Genomic DNA, 19,294 nt, shown 5'->3' with positions numbered 1-19,294 from the left:
CCTTGGCGCTGTGCCGCAGTACGACTTTGAATCGGTGGGAAATATCAGCGGTTGATCAACGCAATGACTGCATCGGTGATCTGCCGGGTGGTGGCCGTGCCGCCCAGATCCGGGGTATGCAAACCGCTTTCGGTCACGGCTTCGATGGCCGACATCAGCTGTTTCGCCGCGGCCGCTTCGCCCAGGTGCTCGAGCATCATTGCCGCGGTCCAGAATGTGGCGATCGGGTTGGCCACGCCTTTGCCGGTGATGTCGAAGGCCGAGCCGTGGATCGGTTCGAACATCGAGGGGAATTTGCGTGACGGGTTGAGATTGGCAGTCGGCGCGATGCCCAGGCTGCCGGACAATGCGGCGGCCAGATCGGACAGGATGTCAGCGTGCAGGTTGGTGGCGACGATTACGTCCAGCGTCGACGGTTTGAGCACCATGCGCGTGGTTACGGCGTCGACCAGTTCCTTGTCGATCTTCACGTCCGCAAAGTCCTTGGCGACTTCGTAGAAGATCTCGTCCCACAACACCATGCCGTGACGCTGGGCGTTGGATTTGGTGACCATGGTCAGGTGCTTGCGCGGACGGCTGCGCGCCAGTTCGAAAGCAAAACGGTGAATGCGCTCGACCCCGGCACGGGTGAACACCGACACTTCGGTGGCGACTTCTTCCGGCAGGCCCCGGTGCACGCGACCGCCGTTGCCGGAGTATTCGCCCTCGGAGTTTTCACGCACCACCACCCAGTCGATCTGATCACCGTTATGCAGCGGGCTTTTCACCCCTGGCAGGACGCGGGCCGGACGCACGTTGGCGTACTGGTCGAAGCCCTGGCAGATCGGCAGGCGCAGGCCCCACAGGGAAATGTGATCCGGCACATTGAGCGCACCGACCGCGCCGAAGAAAATCGCATCGAAGGTTTTCAGTTCTTCCAGGCCACCTTCAGGGATGTAGTAGCCGTTTTTCAGGTAGTTATCCGAGTTCCAGTCGAAGTGTTTGAAGGCCAGTTCGAAGCCGGACTTTTTCGACAAGGCTTGCAGCACTTCGACGCCCGCTGCGATCACTTCCACGCCGATGCCATCACCTGGAACCGCAGCAATTTTGTATGCGCTCATCATCAACTCCACTCTCGTTACGTTCTTGTTGTGCCTGTCGAACGGGGGTGTTCAATCAGGGTGTGAGCGGAGTATATGTAGTGAGCAAATGAGCGTGAGTTACTCCAAATCACTACATAGATGAATTTGAGTTACCAATGAGCCAGACCCTGGATTTGTCATTTTTCTACCTGCTGGCCAACAAAGGCAGCCTCGCCGCGACGGCGCGAGAGCTGGGCGTGACCCCGCCGGCGGTGAGCAAACGCCTGACCGCGCTGGAAGCACGGCTGGGCATCCGCCTGGTCAACCGCACCACGCGCTCGATGAGCCTGACCTCGGAAGGTGAACTGTATTTTTCCCATGCGGCGCGCATCCTGACGCAGATCGATGAGGTCGAGCAGCTCATCAGCAGCAGCCGGGCAACGCCGAAAGGCCTGATTCGCGTCAACGCGTCTTTGGGTTTCGGTCGTCGCTACATCGGCCCGGCATTGGGCGCGTTCTTCGCGCAATACCCGGAGGTGGAAATACAACTGGAAATCAGCGATCACCCGCTCGACCTGGCAACTCACGGGTTTGACCTGGGCATTCGTTTTGGCACGCTGCCGGACGCGGCCTTTCATGCGCGCAAGATTGCCTCCAATCGCCGCCTGCTCTGCGCCTCACCGCTGTACCTGGAAAAGCATGGCGTGCCGCAACGCCTGGCGGATTTACAGCAACACAACTGCATCTTCCTGCGGCAAAACGAAACGCCCTACGGCGTATGGAGCTTTACCAACGGCGGGCGCACGCAAAACGTCAAAGTGCGTGGCGCGTTAGGCTGCAACGACGGTGAAGTGGCCCTCAATTGGGCGCTGGAAGGTCATGGGATTCTGCTGCGGGCCGAATGGGACATCGCCCGCTACGTGCGCAGTGGCCGTTTGCGCCTGGTGCTGGAGGACCAGACACCGACCCGCGCCGATGTCTATGCCATCTACCCGCAACAGTTGCACCTGTCGGCGCGAGTGCGCAGCCTGATCGATTTTCTGGTCGAGCGTTTCAAGCACATCGATCACCTGGATGAACCGGAATCTGTGCTCGACTGAACGGCGCTACGACAGATTGAGTGCCACGGCGGCGCGGATCAGCGCCTTCAAGGCTGTTTCATCAATCCGGTCGCCCTCATGAATATCGATGGCACGCCGGGTGTTGCCATCGAGGCTGGCGTTGAACAGTCCTGAAGGGTCTTCCAGCGAGGCGCCCTTGGCGAACGTCATCTTCACGGCATTCTTGTACGTCTCGCCGGTGCAGATGATGCCGGCATGGGACCACACCGGAACGCCCCGCCACTTCAACTCCTCGACCACATCGGGGTCGGCCTGTTTGATGAGCGCTCGAACCCGAGCGAGCGTCTCGCCCCGCCAATCATCCAGTGCCTTGATTTTCGCCTCGATCAGCGCAGAGGCAGAGCCTTGCCCCCCAGTGTCCTTTGAACCGGCCGTCTCCTTGCTCATGGTGGTTATCCCTCTTCATAATGATTGTCGCTCGCCTGCCTCTGGAGTATCGCTGACAGAACTACAACGCAGGCATTGCAGTTTGACCCACAACGGGGCGTTTGCCTTCAAATCTCCGATGGGTGCAACCACTCACGGAATAGCAAAACAAGGACGTAACAACAGTGGAAAAGGAAATCATCTTGATGCGTCATGGCCAGCCAGATCTGGCTGTGCAAGACAAAGTTTCAGCGCGCGATATGAAACGCTGGATCGAGCAATACGACCTGTCAGAAATCATCGACCAACCCGCCCCGCAATCGAGTGTGGCGCTGGCGCGTACCGCCAGAATGATCGTGTCGAGCAGTGCGCCCCGGGCGCTGACGTCGGTTCGAGCGCTAGGCCTTCAAGCCGGCCTTGTCGATGATATGTTCTGCGAAGCGCAACTGCCCCATGGACGATGGACACTGCCGCGCCTTTCACCGTTTACGTGGGCATTTATTCTTCGTGTTTTATGGTTGTGCGGTTTCTCGGGGAAGGTCGAGTCAGCCAGTAAGGCCAGAATGCGCGCCAATACGGCAGCTCAACGGCTTCAATCCCTTGCCGACGAAGGGCCTGTTTTACTGCTCGGTCATGGAATAATGAATCGAATGATTGCCAAGCACCTGGAGGCTACCGGATGGATTCGCCATACCAGCAATGGTAACCGGTACTGGAGCGCGACGGCCTATCGTATGAAACCGCGTTAAGGTACGACGACAGCCCACAGACTGAATCCTGGCGCCCTGGCTGGTGGTCAAATTGGAGCTAATATTTATCTGTATTCCTCTGCAAAGGACTGCAATCAGGAGCCGGCTCAAGTTACTGACCAAATGGAGTCGCATGATCGTGCGGTTGCAGATCGAGCACGAAATCAGTGCCCGGGATTTCGAGAAGTTCAGCTGGAAACTGGGCATCCCTTGAGGAGACTGGGTGATGTTCGCATCCACCCGGAGACACAGCCAGAGGAGCAGGAGATCGTCCCGGCTTGAATAGAGGCCCGATGCCGGTCCGCGACATCGTGACAGGAGGCGTTTGAGATGCAACTCATCACGTTGAAAATCGACAAACCGGAAGCGACGAATTTCATCTTTGGTCAGACGCACTTCATCAAGTCCGTTGAAGACCTCCACGAAGCGTTGATAAACGCCGTGCCAGGTATCCAGTTTGGCGTGGCTTTTTGTGAAGCCTCCGGCAAATGCCTGGTGCGATGGTCTGGCACCAATACCGCCATGATCGAGCTTGCGCAGAAAAACGCGCAAGCCATCGCCGCCGGCCATAGCTTCATCATTTTCCTCGGCGACGGTTTCTATCCGCTGAACGTGTTGAACGCCGTCAAAATGGTGCCAGAGGTGTGCCGCATTTTTTGTGCAACAGCCAATCCAACCGAAGTGATTCTTGCCGAGACGGAGCAGGGACGCGCGATCCTGGGCGTCGTGGATGGCTTCTGTGCCGATGGCATTGAAGGCGACGAAGACATCCTGTGGCGCAAGAATTTGTTGCGGCAGATTGGCTACAAGCTGTGAAACACGTTTCGCGGCTGAGCTAACGACGGGCTGCCGCCGTCGACAGCCTCACCTGCCGGAATTATGCACGAGTTGCTCAACGAAGAACTCCACGTGCCCTCTCGGATGAGTCGGCAATGGCCAGCTGTCGACGTTGTGAGCAAGGGCCTGGAAAGCTTGAGCGCACTTGGAACGCGGAAAGGCTTCAAACACTGCGCGTCCCTTCTGCACGGCTTTGTGCGCACTTTCGTCGTTCGGCACCGCGCCGACGTATTGCAGCGAGACATCCAGGAACATTTCGGTAATCTTTTCCAGCTTGGCAAACAGATTGCGGCCTTCCGCCGGACTGCCCGTCATGTTGGCCAGCACGCGAAAACGCTGCAGACCGTAGTTCAGGTTGAGCAACTTGATCAGCCCATAGGCGCCGCTGATCGAGGTGGGTTCATCGCACACCACCACCAGCACTTCCTGAGACGCGCGGATGAAATTGATCACTGAACCACCGATACCGGCGGCCGTATCGATGATCAGCACATCCAGTTTGTCGCCGATATCGCTAAAGGCCTGGATCAGCGCGCGGTATTGCGCAGGCTCCAGATGAGTCATGTTCTGCAAACCAGAAGAGGCCGGGGCCACACGAATGCCTCCAGGCCCAGGCATGAGTGCCTCGGACAGCTCGCAACGCCCTTCGAGAACATCGGCCAGTGTGTAGCGCGGAGTCAGCCCCAGCAGAATATCGATATTCGCCAGGCCAAGATCGGCATCCAGCAATACGACGCGCCGCCCCATTTTTGCCAACGCCAACGAGAGGTTAACCGCTACCGTTGTCTTGCCCACGCCCCCTTTACCGCCAGTCACAGCGATAACTTGCACGCAATGCACATCATCCATTTGTCTTTCCCTTCCCTGCGCATCGTGTGCCAGCACGTAATGGCACCCTCCAGATGCCGCAAGAATAGCTGAAAAGCGCGCAATAGCTGCTTTATCTCCCGACGAGAGGCATTTTGCCGGCCTCCATCGAATCGTTTCAACGAAAAGGCCGGCAAAAACCACCAAAACGTCTAGATCCACACATCATTCATTGCGGTTCTTTCCCCGGCTTGATCACCGGTATTCAGCACACCTCGCGGCTCGATCAGCAACAGTTTCACCTCGCGTTCTGCATAAGGCTTGTGTTCGACGCCCTTGGGGACGACGTACATTTCTCCCCGCCCAACCACGACGGCCCGCTCCCGAAGATCGATGCGAAGCTCGCCTTCAAGGACGATGAAGGCTTCATCGGTATCGGCATGGGAATGCCAGACAAAGTCGCCTTCGATTTTCACCACCTTGAACTGATAGTCGTTCATTTCGGCAATCACCTTTGGCGCCCATTGCTCGCTGAACAAGGCATATTTTTCGGCAAAGTTAATCGCGGTGCAGGCCTGGGAATTCATTTAAGTCACCCTCATTGGACAAGATATCGAGCCCTGACTCTAGGGATGACCTAACGCTGCGTATTGCATGATTGTGCAAGTTGGCCGGGACCCTGCTCAATCAAGGCCCAACCTCTTCAGCCACCGGCCGGGGGAGACGCCGTAGGTCTGGACGAATTGACGCGTCATGTGGCTTTGGTCGAAAAAACCTGCGCATACGGCCGCCTCTGCCATCGAGCGGCCCCCAACCATCAATGCTCTTGCCAGGTCGAGCCGGCGCTGAGTCATGTACCGATAGGGGCTTGTGCCGTACAGCGCCCGAAAATCACGGCTCAGGCTCCACCGGTCTCGACCACTCGCTTGGGATAACTCATCCAGGGTAATGACTCGATCCAGCGAGTCATGAATCAGCGCACGCGCGCGCTCGGCCGCTGCAAAATCAAATGACTTGCGCCGCCCACGCTGACCAGAGAGCGTATCCAGCGCCTGCGCGAGATCGTAAATGGCATCGTCTTCTTCCAGGGGTTCGATGCAAGCGTCGAGGTTTTGCAGCAGTACCTGGGTTGCGGCACCCAGCCGTGGGTCGCTCGATAAGCCACCCTCGATAAATGGCAACGGCTTGCCGCCCAGCACCTGCTGAATCAGGGCAGGTTCGATGTAGATCATCCGGTAATGAAAACCCGCTTCGGTACCGGCCTCACCGTCATGCACCTCGTCCGGGTGCAAGACGATGGTTTTACCGGGCAGGCTGTGGCGCTGGGATTTGCGGTACTGGAAACTTTGTACACCCGACAGCGTTCGCCCGATGGCGTAAGTATCGTGGCGATGCGGCGTAAAGCCATGGCCGCCAAAAAAGGCTTCGATGCGCTCCATCTTCAACGGCTGCGCCGAGCGCTTGACCCAATCCTTGTTGCCCTTGGTCTTAGTCATGTCCCTGTACCACTCGAATGATGTCAGTACGTTACCAGTGCGAGCGTCTGCTGTCCCAGGCTCGTGACCCGCCTGAATCGGCCCTCTCAGCGTAGCCGTCAAATTTGTCTGTTCCCCTCGTGAACCAGTTTTGAGACCCGCAGTCATAGCCGTGCCGTAAAAGACGCTCGCCCAATGAAGCGCTCATGCGGTTATTGCTCATCTTTATCCCACCCTTATCGTCGTCAACTCATCAGAGCTGTCTGTTCATGCGCCCGACTGTCCGCTGCTGCCGCTTTATTTCGCTGTGCCTGATGCCTTTGTTTCCGCTGTTCGCCAGCCCCGCCCATGCCAGCGGGGAACGGCAACTGGTGGAAGTCATCAACGATTACCGCGCCGATCCCGACCGCTGCGCGGGGCGTGCGGTCAGGCCGTTACGGCCACTGGCGCTGAAATCGGACTTGTCCTTGCCGATCGGCTATGGCGGTGGTTTGCGGGAGGGGTTGAAGGCTAACGGCTATCAGGCTGTAACGGTACGGACCATCCGCCTGGTCGGCGCGCAAGATGCCGATGAGGCGTTCGACATGCTCCAGAGCGACTACTGTGGGGCGCTGCTCGATACCCAATACGCCGACATCGGTGTCACTCGTGCCCGCAGCGAATGGCGGGTGGTGCTGGCGCAACCGGTGCTCGACGGGCGTATCGGCGATTCGCGCGCTGCGGGCAAGACGTTGCTGGCGCAGGTCAACGCGGCAAGAGCCAGGCCACGCATGTGTGGGCGCCAACGCTTCGCCGCCGCACGGCCATTAACCTGGAACGCCGCCCTGGGCGCCGCCGCGCAAGGGCACAGCAAGGCAATGGCCTACGGCAACTACTTCGCCCATCAGGACCCCGACGGTGATATGCCGGCGGATCGCGCCAGAGCCGCCGGTTACCGCGGCCGGCAGATCGGCGAGAACATCGCCGCCGGGCAAGGCTCGCCCAGCCAGGCGATGTCCGGCTGGCTGGCCAGCCCCGGGCATTGCGCCAACCTGATGAACCCGATGTTTACCCAGGTCGGCGCGGCGTACGCCAGCGATTCGCGCAGCAACAAAGGGGTTTATTGGACGATGCTGTTTGGCGCGCCTTGAGTGAGGGTTTCGAACCGTCCATAAAAAATGGCTGGCGCTGGGGTCACAAGTTTGCGCCTACTTCAAGTCGAGGCAATAGGTGTAGTAACCCGTATCACGCACATAGCCCAATGATTCATACAACCGTTGCGCGAGGTGATTGTCCGTGGCCGTTTCCAGCACCATGCCCTTGGCACCGGTCAACAGCGCAAAGGCTCGGGCGGTGTTCATCAGCAACGTCCCTACCCCTCTGCCGCGGGCGGCAGGTGCGGTGAAGAGGTCGTTGAGCAGCCAGGTGCGGTGGGCGTCGATGGAGGAGAACGTCGGGTACAACTGGACAAAGCCGAGCGCTTCGCCCGTGGAGTCCTCGGCGAAGAAAATCACCGATTCGTCCCTGGCGATGCGCTCTGCGATGAAAGCGCGAGACTGCATCAGGTTCGAGGGCTGGCCGTAAAAGCCTCGATAGGCGTCGAAGAGGCTGGCGACTTTATCGATGTGGGTTGCATCAACGCGCAGGACCTGGACGGCCATGTGGATGGTCTCCGAACGGATGAGTTACTTCGGTTGCGCCACGGTGCGCAAATAAGGTTTCAGCGTCTTGAAGCCATCCGGGTATTTCTTCCTGGCATCCTCATCGGAGACCGAAGTGGGAATGATGACGTCCTCGCCCGGACGCCAGTTCACCGGCGTGGCAACGGTGTGCTTGGCATTCAGTTGCAGAGAGTCGAGCAGACGCAGCACCTCATCGAAGTTGCGCCCGGCACTCATCGGGTAGATCAGCATCGCCTTGACCTTTTTGTCCGGGCCGATAATGAACACCGAACGCACCGTGGCGTTGTCCACGGCAGTCCGTGCGCCGCCACTGGCATTCGGATGAATCATGTCGTAGAGCTTCGCCACCACCAGGTTCTCGTCGCCGATCATGGGATAGTTGACCGCATGCCCCTGGGTCTCTTCGATGTCTTTGGCCCAGGTCTTATGGTTACTGACAGGGTCGACACTGAGCCCGACGATTTTGGTGTTGCGCTTATCGAACTCCGGCTTGAGCCCCGCCATATAGCCAAGTTCAGTGGTGCACACCGGGGTGAAATCCTTGGGGTGCGAGAACAGAATCGCCCACTTGTCACCGATCCACTCATGGAAATGCAGCGGGCCTTCGGTGCTTTCAGCGGTAAAGTCCGGTGCTTCGTCGCCAATACGGATTGCCATGTTCGTTCTCCTTACTGTTGAGTCGTAGGGAAGTCGCCGGAGCGCTGGCTGCTGTTCCGGCGGCATTCGGTGTCTGTGTTAAATCGTCAACGCGGATCAGTATAGGAGACGCTCGAGGACCCGGTAGTTAGCCGCGCGCCCGCCCTGCCCCCTTTGATGACCGGGCATTCAAGCCTGCGAACTGCGCTCGACCGACACCGCAAGCGCAGATGTCCTGGCCAGCCAGTAATAGAGCATGCCCGGCACCACCAGCCCGACGATCCAGGAAATATCGACACCACCGAGCTGCGCGACCATTGGTCCGGAGTAGAAGTGAGTGTCGACAAAAGGCAGCTGGACCAACACACCGAGCACATACACGCTGATCCCCAACACATTCCAACGGCCATAACGCCCCGCCGGGTCGGACAACGCCGGGATGTCATAGCGCTCCTTGTTGATGAAGTAGTAATCCACCAGGTTGATCGCGCTCCACGGCGTGAAGAACGTCAGCAGGAAGAGGATGAAGTACTTGAACGTGCTCAGGAACGAGTACTGCCCCAGCAGCGCCAGCGTGGTGGACGCGCCGACAATCACCAGCACAAACAGCATGCGTTTACCGGCGGATATTTCGAAGCCACGACGAAAGCCACTGATGATGGTGGCCACGCACATGAAGCTGCCATAAGCGTTGAGGGTCGACACCGTGACCTTGCCGAACACCACGCTCAAGTACAGCAGGGAGGCCATCACCCCGGTACTGCCCAACCCGACGATGGTGGCGACCTCATGTCCACGAAAATTTGCGCCCGCCAACGCAGCGGCGAACACTCCCAGCACCATGGAAGCCTGGGCCCCCACCACCGTCCCCAGGCCGACGGCGGTGAACGTCTTCCAGGACGAGGTCTTGCTCGGCAGGTAGCGTGAGTAGTCGGCCACATAAGGGCCGAACGCGATCTGCCAGGATGCGGAAAGAGACACCGCCAGCAAGAAAGTACTCCAGCCGAAATGGCGGTTTTCCAGCAACAGACCGATATCGTTGAGCGTCATCAACCGGGTAAACAGATAGACGAAGGCGATGATGCCCAGCACGCTCGCCACCCTGCCCACCAAGTGGATAACCCGATAACCGAAGAGGGTCAGAAACGCGATGCAGGAGGCGAAAATCAGGATGCCGGCGCTGTCGCTGACATGGACCAACTGGGCAATCGCCTGCCCCGACAGTACCGCGCCGGTGGCGCTGAAGCCGAGGTACATCAGGCACACCAGCACAATCGGAATCGCCGCCCCATAGACCCCGAACTGCACGCGACTGGAGATCATCTGCGGCAGCCCGAGCTTAGGTCCTTGTGCAGCGTGCAGCGCCACCACCGCGCCGCCGAGCAACTGGCCGACCAGCAAACCAATGAGTGACCAGAACACATCGCCACCCAGCACCACGGCCAGCGCGCCGGTCACAATCGCCGTGATCTGCAGATTGGCGCCGAGCCACAGGGTGAACTGGCTGTAGAGGCTGCCATGACGCTCGGCTTCCGGGATGTAATCGATCGAACGAGTCTCGATCAGGGGACTTCGCTGCTGGGTATCGCTGACCTTGGTCATTTTGTGTTCTCTTCTTATTGAGGTAGACGCTAATGCCAGTGAGCCAAAGTGCAGAACCTGTGGGAGCGAGGCTTTCGTCGCTCAAATTTCTTAACTTACCGGCATTAGGGCGTGCTTTTATTTCTGTTGTTCCGTTACCGCCCACTTCTATCGAGCCAACAACCGAGTCTAGACATAACTACTCGTCAGCGTCGCATTAGCGCGGTCGCCAACGAGATTGCATTAAGGCATCAGATCCAACGGCATCACCTGCCCTTTCGTTCGCTCGTCATACCAATGCTGCAGCACATCGGGTAAGCGGCCTTTCCAATCCGACGCGTTGGTGTAGTAACGGGCTCGGGAATTGTTCTGCTCATCGAACACCAGCAGCACTAGCCAAAATCGAACGTCCGCTGTACGCATGAGGATGGCGGCGTTGGTATTGCCCAGCCCGCGTACCCACATTTCAGTCACTTCGGCGCCCGGCAGGTCATTCGACTCATCGCCGATCAGCCTGGAACTGCTGCTGTCCACCAGCGTCTGGTAATCGTCCTTGAGCAATTGCCGCAATGCATCGTCTTCTTGCTGTGTACGCGCCAACCCCAGACTCAGCAAATCGTTGTCCAGAGCCAAGGGCTGTTCCGACGCGACATAGCGCCCGGCATAGAACACGCCCATGCCCGCACCACAATCGGCATCGGCGCCGTCCTGGGTGACATCAAGCACGCCGTTGATGGCTTGGAAGGTCAACGCGCATGCACCTTCGACGTAATGCGCCTGAGTGCCATCCAGTTTGGCGACGCCATCCAGGTCGCCAGAGTTGGCGCCGCTCGCGGCAGAAACTTCGAAGACGAGATGAGTCGAATCCCGACGCTTTGTCTTCAACTCAGCTCCCGTCGAAACGCCCCAGGGAATGCGCTGCCAAGTCGCGTCCCAGGTAAACGGAATGGCCGCGTGTTCGAGTTCAGTGATGCGCATCAAGTACTGTTGGCGCAGGCAATCGATTTGGTCTGCGCAGCGGTTACGTTGTTTCAACCACTGACGCTGGTCTGCTTTTAACGCTTTAGGGGCGGTGACTTTTTCCAGCGTCGAGCGCCAGACCGCTCCCAGTTTTTGGTCCAGCTTCGACGTGTAAGCGTCGGCGCAAATGGCTTTTTCACTGGAGCTGGCGGCGCTGGTGCAATCGAAGCTACTGGCATGGGCTGCGGCAGAGAATGCGAGAAACCCCAGCAGTAAAGCGCGGCGAGCGTTAGAGCAGAACAAGGTCGGGGGCATGGGCAGATTCCATTCTTTGAGCGCGCCAGTATGCCGAGACAAATGTGAAAAGGCGCTTGTTTTGGTATGGCTCGCTCGCCACAAATCCAGCAGGAAGCGTAAAGGAGCACGCGGATCCGGACTGGATTGCGTCGGAGCGTTTTCAGGCAGTGGTGCGGCGGCTACAGACGGATTGAACAAAAAACGGGCGCCATGATCGGCGCCCGTTTCATTTGAAGCGAGAGGGAAATACATCCAGGAACCACCGATGCTTTCAGATATTGATTTCGCTGGCCGGCACGACATCGATCCGCGCCACGGAACCGGTCAGGTGCGCCAGATCCTTGTTGTGTTCGGTGATGATGTCTTCGGCGCTCATCGTGCCATTGTCGATTGTGGAATGAGCATCGGACGCCAGCACCACGTCGTAGCCTCGCGATAATGCCTCACGGACCGTGGCGTTGACGCAGTAGTCGGTTTGCAGGCCGCAGATAATCAGGCGTTCGACGTCCAGCTCTTGTAGATGTTCATGCAGGTGGGTCTGGTAGAACGAGTCCGGAGTGGTTTTGCGCACGCGCAGGTCGTGGGGTGACGTCTTCAGGCCGTCGGCCAGTTGCCAGCCTTCGGCGCCGTATTGCAGCAGGTCGCCCTCTTCTTCGTGCTGGATCAGGATGACCGGAATATTGGCGACTCGGGCTTTGGTGCTGAGGCCGTTGATGGTGTCGATGACGCGCTGGATGTCGAAGCATTCGTACTCGCCGGTGCACAGCGCGCGTTGGACATCGATGATCAGGAGTGCGGTGCTCATGGCTTCCTTCCTTAGACAGGTCGCTGGAACGATGGATTTCAACTCCCTTTCAGCCTGTGTAGCCGGTGTAGCAGCTGTCGAGCTTGCGAGGCTGCGTTCGAGCGCGCAGCGCTCGCCATATCAGCGAATGCGGCTTGCCCGAATGAACGCGGCTAACCGACTTTACGACTGCTACGCAGCCGAATGCAGCCTCGCGGGCTCGGCAGCTGCTACCCGGGATCAGGGCCACCCAGGGAGTTCAGATGGCCGATGATCGCCTGTTTCAGTAACCGAGCGACAGCCCGGTATTGCGCCGTGGATCGTTCGCCCCATAGAAGCGGTTCTTGCCCACGGGTTTGCCTTCCAGCGAAGGCGCACCTACCAGAATAGCTGCAATATGGTTGGGGTCCTGCGGGCCGGCAAACTTGTGGCCCCAACTTTCGAGCATCTTCTTGGTGTCCGGGCTGGTGGCGAAGTTTTCCAGGTTGGTTGCTTCCGGCAGCCATTGCTGGTGGAAACGCGGCGCATCCACCGCTTCCTGGATGTTCATGCCGTAGTCGATCACGTTGAGCATGGTCAGCAGGGTCGCGGTGATGATGCGGCTGCCACCGGGAGTGCCGACGACCATGACGACTTTGCCATCTTTGGTGACGATGGTCGGGCTCATGGACGACAGCGGTGCCTTGCCGGGGGCGATGGCGTTGGCCTCCCCTTGTACAAGGCCGTACATGTTCGGCACGCCGATTTTCGAGGTGAAGTCGTCCATTTCATCATTGAGGATGACCCCGGTTTTGCTCGCCATCACGCCGGCGCCGAACCAGTCGTTGAGGGTGTAGGTCACCGACACCGCGTTGCCCCATTTGTCGACGATCGAGTAATGGGTGGTGTTACTGCCTTCGTGGGGCGCTACGCCAGGTTTGAGCTCGCGGGACACGCCGGCCTTTTGCGGATCGATGGCGGCGCGGATTTTGGTCGCGTAGTTTTTATCCAGCAAATGGGCGATCGGGTTTTTCACGAAGTCCGGGTCGCCGAGGTAGCTGTTGCGGTCCACATACGCGTGGCGCATCGCTTCGATCTGGTAGTGCATGGCCTGGGCCGAGCGGTAGCCGAGGTCTTTCATCGGGTAGCCGTCGAGGATGTTCATGATCTCGCAGATCACCACACCGCCGGAGCTTGGCGGCGGCGCCGAGACCACGTGGTAGCCGCGGTAGTCGCACTCGATGGGTGCCAGTTCGCGGGTCTGGTATTTATCGAGGTCGGCCTGGGTGATGATGCCCTTGTTGGCCTGGCTGGAGGTGACAATGGCGTCGGCCACCCAGCCTTTATAGAAACCGTCGGCGCCCTTCTCGGAAATTTCCCGCAGGGTTTTGCTCAAGTCTTTTTGCACGAGTTTCTGCCCGACCTGCATCGGCTCGCCATTGCTCAGGAAGATCGAGCCCGAGTCGCGCATGTCTTTCTTGAAGACGTCTGTGGCGTACTCCAGCAAATCGACATCGCCCTGCTCCAGCACAAAACCGTCTTCGGCAAGCTTGATCGCCGGGGCGATCACTTCCTTGCGGGGTTTGGTGCCGAATTTCTTCAGCGCCAGCTCCATGCCAGACACAGTGCCCGGCACGCCGACGGCCAAGTGGCCGCGGGTGCTGAGATCAGGGATGACGTTGCCCTGTTTGTCGAGGTACATGTCGGCCGTGGCGGCCAGGGGCGCTTTTTCACGGAAGTCGAGGAAGGTCTTGCGCCCGTCCGCCAATTGAATCGTCATGAAACCGCCGCCGCCCAGGTTGCCTGCAGCGGGGTACACCACCGCCAGCGCATAACCCACCGCCACCGCCGCATCGACGGCATTGCCGCCATTCTTGAGGACATCGACGCCGACGTGGCTGGCCAGATGCTGGGCGGTGACGACCATGCCATTTTCGGCAGCGACCGGGGCAACGGAGGCCGCGTGAGCCGTCAGGCAGCTCAACGCCAATGAGGTCGCCATGAGCGATTTGGCAAAAGGTTCAAACTTCATGGGTCGGTCTCTTTTTTGTTTTTAGGCTCTGTGGAAAAACAGAGGGAACGGTTCAAAAGCAGTTGGCAAGTATGGCTGCTATTGCGTATTGCGCCTCCCCGGCGAGGCAGTATGCTGGGCCCCTGTTCAGCACGTGTGCGGAGTCCGCCGGCATGACCTACACCTTTACCACCCTGGCGTCGCCGGTCGGCGAGTTGAAGCTGGTCGCGAAAGGCGCGCGTCTGGCGGCCATCCTCTGGGAAAACGACAAACCCGGTCGGGTAAGACTGGGGCCGATGAGTGAAGCGGCGGACAACCCGATCCTGATACGCGCCGCACAACAGTTGCGGGAATACTTTGCCGGCACGCGTAATCATTTCGAGCTTGAGCTGGATTTTGCCGGGACGGACTTTCAGAAGCAGGTGTGGCAGGCGTTGCTGACGATTCCATTTGGCGAGACGCGCAGCTACAGCGAGATAGCCCGGCAGATCGGCAATCCCAGCGCGGTTCGGGCGGTGGGTGCGGCCAACGGCAAAAATCCGATATCGATCGTCGCGCCGTGTCATCGGGTGATTGGGGCGTCGGGGAAATTGACGGGGTTTGCCGGGGGGCTTGAGGCGAAAGAACGGTTGCTGACGCTGGAAGGCTGTGAATGGTCGGGGGCCGGCAGGATGGGTGATTTGTTTTGACTGAATGGGCACCGACACGAGCAGCCTGACTTATTCATTCTCCAGTGCAAACGCCTCGACAATCTGCTCAATCACCGCCCGCACCCGCGCGGTGTGGCGCAGGTCCGCATGGGTCACCAGCCACACTTCATACGGCAGCGGGCGTGTGCGTTCCGGCCAGAGCCTGACCAGCCCATCGCGCTCACCCATGTACACCGGGATCTCCCCCACCCCGAGACCTGCGGCAATCGAACGACGCACCAGCAGGCTGGAACTCAGGCTGGCGACAATCCGCCCACGGCTCAGGGGTTCCGAGACCAGGGTCATGTTCTTGTTGCCCTGCAAGTACGGCTGATACACCACCAGATCATGCCCCTCGAAGGCCGAGCCCGGTTGCGGCATGCCGTTGGCCTCGACATAACTTCGCGAGGCGAACAGCCCCACCGGCCAGCGCGCGATGCGCCGGGCGATCAGGTCGGGGTTGTCCGGCCGGGTGTTGCGCACGGCGATGTCGGCTTCACGCTTGGCCAGGCTGAGGATTTGCGTGGAGGCGTCCAACTGCACCCGCACGTCGGGGTGCACCGCATGCAAACGAGCGATGGCCGGGATCAGAAAATCGATGGCCAGAGAATCGGTAGTGCTGACGCGCACATTGCCGATCAATCGTTCGTCGAGGCCCTGAATCTGTCGCTCCAGCTCAAATGCCGAGTGCTCCATCTTCTCCACGGATTGCAACGCCGCTTCGCCGACCGCTGTCAGCGCATAGCCCTCGGAGGTGCGCAGAAACAAAGTCGCATTCAACGATTTTTCCAGCGCGGCGATTCGCCGGCCGACGGTTGCCTGATCGACCTTCAGCACCCGCGCTGCACCGCGTAATGTCGATTCGCGACAAACCGCCAAAAACACTCGCGCATCATCCCAATTCATGGCGTTTCCCGTAGTGATGCATATACGCATCATCGTAGCGCGAAATCGCAGCAATATTGCATCAGCTTTCCTCGATATGCTGGAGGCCAAGCACAAATTCACAGGACCGCTCCCATGCACAGCACCTCCCTCGACACTGGGCGCAGCGCGATCTGGCTGCCGATCTTCGCCGGCCTCTGCGCCAGCCTGGTCAGTATTGGTCTGGCGCGTTTTGCCTACACGCCGTTGATACCATCGTTGATTCAGGCCCAGTGGTTTTCCGCCAGCGACGTGGTGTACCTCGGCGCCGCCAATCTGGTGGGCTACTTGATCGGCGCACTGATCGGCCATCCGCTGGCCCGTCGCACGTCCAACAAAGCCGCTTTGCGGCTGATGATGCTAGCGGTGACACTGGCGTTTTTTGCCTGTGCCTTTCCGTTATCGGTGAGTTGGTTCTTCGGTTGGCGATTGCTGTCGGGGATTGCCGGTGGCGCGATCATGGTGCTGGTGGCGGCGACCGTATTGCCCCATGTGCCCGCCTCGCGCCGAGGCCTGGCCAGCGGTGCGATTTTCCTGGGCATCGGCTTGGGCATCGCCGGCTCAGGCACCCTCGTTCCGCCACTGCTGAGCCTTGGCTTACAGAACACTTGGCTTGGGCTCGGCGCCTTGGCCTTGATTCTGACCGCCGCCAGCTGGTTTGGCTGGCCGTCATCCGTTGCCAATGAAACGGCTGCACCGCACGCTCAGTACACCAAATCGCCGATTGATCCCAACCTTTATCTGCTGTTTGCACAGTACGCGTTCATGGCTGCCGGGCTGGTGCCAGCCATGGTGTTTCTGGTGGATTACGTGGCACGCGGCCTCGGTGCCGGGCCCCATGTCGGTGCACTGATCTGGGTGATGTACGGCCTCGGCGCGATAGTCGGGCCGGTGAGTTATGGCTTTCTGGCCGATCAACTGGGGGCGAAGCTGAGCATCCGCGTGGTCCTGGTGGTGCAGGCGATTGCCGTCGGCCTGCTGGCGATATCGAGTTCGTTCACCGCCCTGGCCCTGCTGGCAGTCATCCTCGGTTCGTTCCCGCCGGGCATCGTGCCGCTGGCGCTGGCCCGGGTGCATGAGCTGGTGCCACAACACCATCACCAGCAAGTGGCCTGGAGCCGCGCCACGGTTTCATTCGCAACCTTTCAGGCCATCGCCGGGTTTGCCTACTCGGCGCTGTTCAACGCCAGCGGCGGTCATCACGGGTTACTGTTCGTCATCGCGGCCGGGGCCATCGTCGTCGCGCTCTTGCTGGAACAGGCCTTGCGCTTGCTGAACCTGCGCGACCGGATGATGCCGGTGGGTTGTCCATGATCGCGCAACACAAGTTTGCGGCTATCGATAACCACGCGCCTGCACGTTGAACAACTGCGCATAGCGCCCACCCGCCGCGACCAGGCTGTCGTGATCGCCTCGCTCAAGGATCGACCCCTGGTCCAGCACGATGATGTGGTCGGCATTGCGCACGCTGGAGAAGCGGTGAGAAATCAGCAACGTCATGCGCCCTTCGGTGTGTTGGCTGAAATGCTCGAACACCGCCGCTTCCGCCGCCGGATCCAGGGCCGAGGTCGGTTCGTCCAGGATCAGGATATCGGCGTCGCGGCGCATGTAGGCGCGAGACAAGGCGATCTTCTGCCATTGCCCACCGGACAGTTCCTGCCCACCGGCAAACCACCGTCCCAATTGCGTGGCGTAACCACGATCCAGACGCTCGATGAAAGGCGCGGCCATGCCTTCGGCGGCCGCTTGCTGCCAACGGGTTTCATCGTTGAACGCCAGGGTGTCGCCCACACCAATGTTCTCGCCGACGGAGAACTGGTAGCGAATGTAGTCCTGGAAGATCACGCCGATGCGCCGTCTCAGCGCCTCTTCTTCCCAGGCCTGCAAATCACTGCCATCCAACAGAATGCGGCCCTGATCAGGGCGATACAACCGCGTCAGCAACTTGATCAGCGTGGTTTTACCCGAGCCGTTTTCCCCCACCAGCGCGACACTGTGTCCGGGCAACAGATGCAGATCGATGCCCTGCAAAGCAGCGCGGCTCGCCCCCGGATAACGGAAACCGACACTCTGGAAACGCAACCCATCGCCGGGCACCGCACCCACTGTAAGGCTTCCGGCATCGGCCACCACCGGTTCGGCCAGATACTCATAGAGGCTCGACAGGTAAAGACCATCCTCATAGAGACCGCTGATCGCGCTCAAGCTGCTGCTTACCGCCGTCTGCCCCTGCTTGAACAGCACCAGGTACATGGTCATTTGCCCGAGGCTGATGCTGCCGTGAACGGTATCGACCACAACCCACGCATAGGCCAGATAAAACGCCGCGGTGCCCAGCAGTCCCAGCACAAATCCCCAGCCATCGCGACGCAACGTCAGGCGCCGGTCTTCGGCGTAGAGACGAGCAAACGTGTCCCGATAACGCTGCAACAACAGCGGCGCGAAGCCGAACAGCTTCACCTCTTTGATGTAGCCCTCATGGGAGAGCAGTGTCTCGATGTAGTTTTGCTGCCGACTCTCCGGCGCCCGGCGCGTGAATAGCCGAAAGGCATCCCCGGAAAAGTGCGCTTCGGCAAAGAACACCGGCAACGCCCCGACCACCAGCAGTACCAGCGCCCAGGGCGAAAAATGCACCAGCAACACGCCAAAGCTGATCAACACGATCAGGTTCTGGATCAGCCCCAGCGACTTCATCACCAGCGCCAATGGCCGGGTCGATGCCTCGCGCCGCACCCGAACCAGCTTATCGTAGAACTCGGAGTTCTCGAACTGCACCAACGATAACGTCTGGGCCTTCTCCAGAATCATCGTGTTGACCTTCTGCCCCAACTGCACCCGCAACAGCGACTGCTGCACCGACAGTGCACGCTGCGTCCCGGACAGCAACGCAAGCACGCCCGCTTCAAACAGCACATAACGCACGACCGGCCACAACGGTGCGCTGCCCTGTTGCGCGTGCAACTGCATCGCGGTAACTACCGCGTCGACAATCCGCTGCCCCAACCAGGCTGCCAGTGCCGGCAGCACACCAGCGATCAGCGTCGCCAGCACCAACCCCAGAAACAGCCCGCGGGACGTACCCCAGACCAGCAACAAGGCACGCCTCGCCTGGTCGAGCAAAGAGGCGAAACGGGTAAGGACTGGCATGGGCGATGGACTCGGTGGCGGATGTAAAGGGGCGCTGCAGGTCATACTGTATGGGGAATGAGCGACGCCCGCTTTACGTGGATATGAGGCGATAAGCCTCGCCTCGCCCATAGGAAAAACATCTAAAAAAGTATCGTCGCTCACCACGTTTTAGCGCTTTGCTATGAGGAGTCAATGCCTATCGGGATTGGAAGACGAACCTGAACGTC

At 59.5% G+C, this 19,294-nt stretch carries 19 protein-coding genes; 6 read left to right on the top strand and 13 right to left on the bottom strand.

Annotated features, from left to right (window positions below; all coding sequences use genetic code 11):
- Nucleotides 1-44: 44 nt before the first annotated feature.
- Entirely contained in the window at nucleotides 45-1,100 is a 1,056-nt protein-coding gene (locus FFH90_RS10755) for a tartrate dehydrogenase (RefSeq protein WP_111453716.1), read from the bottom strand.
- A 137-nt stretch (nucleotides 1,101-1,237) separates the two neighbouring features.
- Here FFH90_RS10755 and FFH90_RS10750 point away from each other — a divergent pair, with 137 nt between their 5' ends.
- A complete protein-coding gene (locus FFH90_RS10750; RefSeq protein WP_019649489.1) occupies nucleotides 1,238-2,161 on the top strand; it encodes a LysR family transcriptional regulator in 924 nt (307 codons plus the stop codon).
- 6 nt (nucleotides 2,162-2,167) lie between these two features.
- On the opposite strand, the gene FFH90_RS10745 is transcribed toward FFH90_RS10750, so the two are convergent.
- Nucleotides 2,168-2,569, bottom strand: a complete 402-nt coding sequence (locus tag FFH90_RS10745; protein ID WP_138867137.1) for a DUF1801 domain-containing protein — start codon at nucleotides 2,567-2,569, stop codon at nucleotides 2,168-2,170.
- Nucleotides 2,570-2,733: 164 nt separating this feature from the next.
- Between FFH90_RS10745 and FFH90_RS10740 the strand changes: the two genes are divergently transcribed.
- A complete protein-coding gene (locus FFH90_RS10740; RefSeq protein ID WP_138867136.1) occupies nucleotides 2,734-3,297 on the top strand; it encodes a histidine phosphatase family protein in 564 nt (187 codons plus the stop codon).
- A 330-nt stretch (nucleotides 3,298-3,627) separates the two neighbouring features.
- Entirely contained in the window at nucleotides 3,628-4,113 is a 486-nt protein-coding gene (locus tag FFH90_RS10735) for an adenosine-specific kinase (RefSeq protein WP_018928243.1), read from the top strand.
- Nucleotides 4,114-4,161: 48 nt separating this feature from the next.
- Here FFH90_RS10735 and FFH90_RS10730 read toward each other — a convergent pair whose 3' ends face one another.
- The 3 genes from FFH90_RS10730 to FFH90_RS10720 all read right to left on the bottom strand — a co-directional run bounded on the left by FFH90_RS10730 (nucleotide 4,162) and on the right by FFH90_RS10720 (nucleotide 6,437).
- On the bottom strand, nucleotides 4,162-4,983 hold the full coding sequence (locus FFH90_RS10730) for a MinD/ParA family protein (RefSeq protein ID WP_018928244.1): 822 nt from the start codon (nucleotides 4,981-4,983) through the stop codon (nucleotides 4,162-4,164).
- A 170-nt stretch (nucleotides 4,984-5,153) separates the two neighbouring features.
- Complete coding sequence (locus FFH90_RS10725) at nucleotides 5,154-5,528, bottom strand: cupin domain-containing protein (protein WP_064616884.1); 375 nt, start codon at nucleotides 5,526-5,528, stop codon at nucleotides 5,154-5,156.
- Between the two features lie 96 nt (nucleotides 5,529-5,624).
- On the bottom strand, nucleotides 5,625-6,437 hold the full coding sequence (locus tag FFH90_RS10720; protein ID WP_138867135.1) for an AraC family transcriptional regulator: 813 nt from the start codon (nucleotides 6,435-6,437) through the stop codon (nucleotides 5,625-5,627).
- 248 nt (nucleotides 6,438-6,685) lie between these two features.
- Here FFH90_RS10720 and FFH90_RS10715 point away from each other — a divergent pair, with 248 nt between their 5' ends.
- Nucleotides 6,686-7,546, top strand: coding sequence for a CAP domain-containing protein (locus FFH90_RS10715; protein WP_018928247.1), 861 nt, complete (start codon nucleotides 6,686-6,688; stop codon nucleotides 7,544-7,546).
- Nucleotides 7,547-7,603: 57 nt separating this feature from the next.
- Here the strand turns inward: FFH90_RS10715 and FFH90_RS10710 are convergent, their stop codons facing one another.
- The 6 genes from FFH90_RS10710 to ggt form a co-directional block, all read right to left on the bottom strand.
- Nucleotides 7,604-8,056, bottom strand: a complete 453-nt coding sequence (locus tag FFH90_RS10710; RefSeq protein WP_138867134.1) for an N-acetyltransferase — start codon at nucleotides 8,054-8,056, stop codon at nucleotides 7,604-7,606.
- Nucleotides 8,057-8,080: 24 nt separating this feature from the next.
- Nucleotides 8,081-8,734 carry a peroxiredoxin gene (locus tag FFH90_RS10705; RefSeq protein WP_018928249.1) on the bottom strand — a complete coding sequence of 218 codons (654 nt, stop codon included), beginning with the start codon at nucleotides 8,732-8,734 and terminating at the stop codon, nucleotides 8,081-8,083.
- 168 nt (nucleotides 8,735-8,902) lie between these two features.
- Complete coding sequence (locus tag FFH90_RS10700; RefSeq protein WP_086945331.1) at nucleotides 8,903-10,315, bottom strand: cytosine permease; 1,413 nt, start codon at nucleotides 10,313-10,315, stop codon at nucleotides 8,903-8,905.
- 222 nt (nucleotides 10,316-10,537) lie between these two features.
- Nucleotides 10,538-11,569, bottom strand: coding sequence for a lysozyme inhibitor LprI family protein (locus FFH90_RS10695; protein ID WP_018928251.1), 1,032 nt, complete (start codon nucleotides 11,567-11,569; stop codon nucleotides 10,538-10,540).
- A 253-nt stretch (nucleotides 11,570-11,822) separates the two neighbouring features.
- Nucleotides 11,823-12,356: a cysteine hydrolase family protein gene (locus FFH90_RS10685; RefSeq protein ID WP_111453712.1), complete on the bottom strand. Its 534-nt coding sequence runs from the start codon at nucleotides 12,354-12,356 to the stop codon at nucleotides 11,823-11,825.
- A 262-nt stretch (nucleotides 12,357-12,618) separates the two neighbouring features.
- Nucleotides 12,619-14,346, bottom strand: coding sequence for a gamma-glutamyltransferase (gene ggt, locus FFH90_RS10680; protein WP_138867133.1), 1,728 nt, complete (start codon nucleotides 14,344-14,346; stop codon nucleotides 12,619-12,621).
- Nucleotides 14,347-14,498: 152 nt separating this feature from the next.
- Between ggt and FFH90_RS10675 the strand changes: the two genes are divergently transcribed.
- Entirely contained in the window at nucleotides 14,499-15,014 is a 516-nt protein-coding gene (locus FFH90_RS10675) for a methylated-DNA--[protein]-cysteine S-methyltransferase (RefSeq protein WP_138867132.1), read from the top strand.
- A 30-nt stretch (nucleotides 15,015-15,044) separates the two neighbouring features.
- On the opposite strand, the gene FFH90_RS10670 is transcribed toward FFH90_RS10675, so the two are convergent.
- Nucleotides 15,045-15,920: a LysR family transcriptional regulator gene (locus tag FFH90_RS10670; RefSeq protein WP_019581995.1), complete on the bottom strand. Its 876-nt coding sequence runs from the start codon at nucleotides 15,918-15,920 to the stop codon at nucleotides 15,045-15,047.
- 114 nt (nucleotides 15,921-16,034) lie between these two features.
- Here FFH90_RS10670 and FFH90_RS10665 point away from each other — a divergent pair, with 114 nt between their 5' ends.
- The gene (locus tag FFH90_RS10665) at nucleotides 16,035-17,252 is read left to right on the top strand and encodes a YbfB/YjiJ family MFS transporter (RefSeq protein ID WP_138867131.1); all 1,218 of its coding nucleotides are present in this window, start codon (nucleotides 16,035-16,037) and stop codon (nucleotides 17,250-17,252) included.
- 21 nt (nucleotides 17,253-17,273) lie between these two features.
- Here FFH90_RS10665 and FFH90_RS10660 read toward each other — a convergent pair whose 3' ends face one another.
- On the bottom strand, nucleotides 17,274-19,085 hold the full coding sequence (locus FFH90_RS10660; RefSeq protein ID WP_138867130.1) for an ABC transporter ATP-binding protein: 1,812 nt from the start codon (nucleotides 19,083-19,085) through the stop codon (nucleotides 17,274-17,276).
- Between the last annotated feature and the right edge of the window lie 209 nt (nucleotides 19,086-19,294).

Source organism: Pseudomonas sp. ATCC 43928 (assembly GCF_005938665.2).
GTDB lineage: Bacteria > Pseudomonadota > Gammaproteobacteria > Pseudomonadales > Pseudomonadaceae > Aquipseudomonas.
Note: the sequence above shows the minus strand (reverse complement) of the source record. Positions and strands in the feature narration are given on the sequence as shown.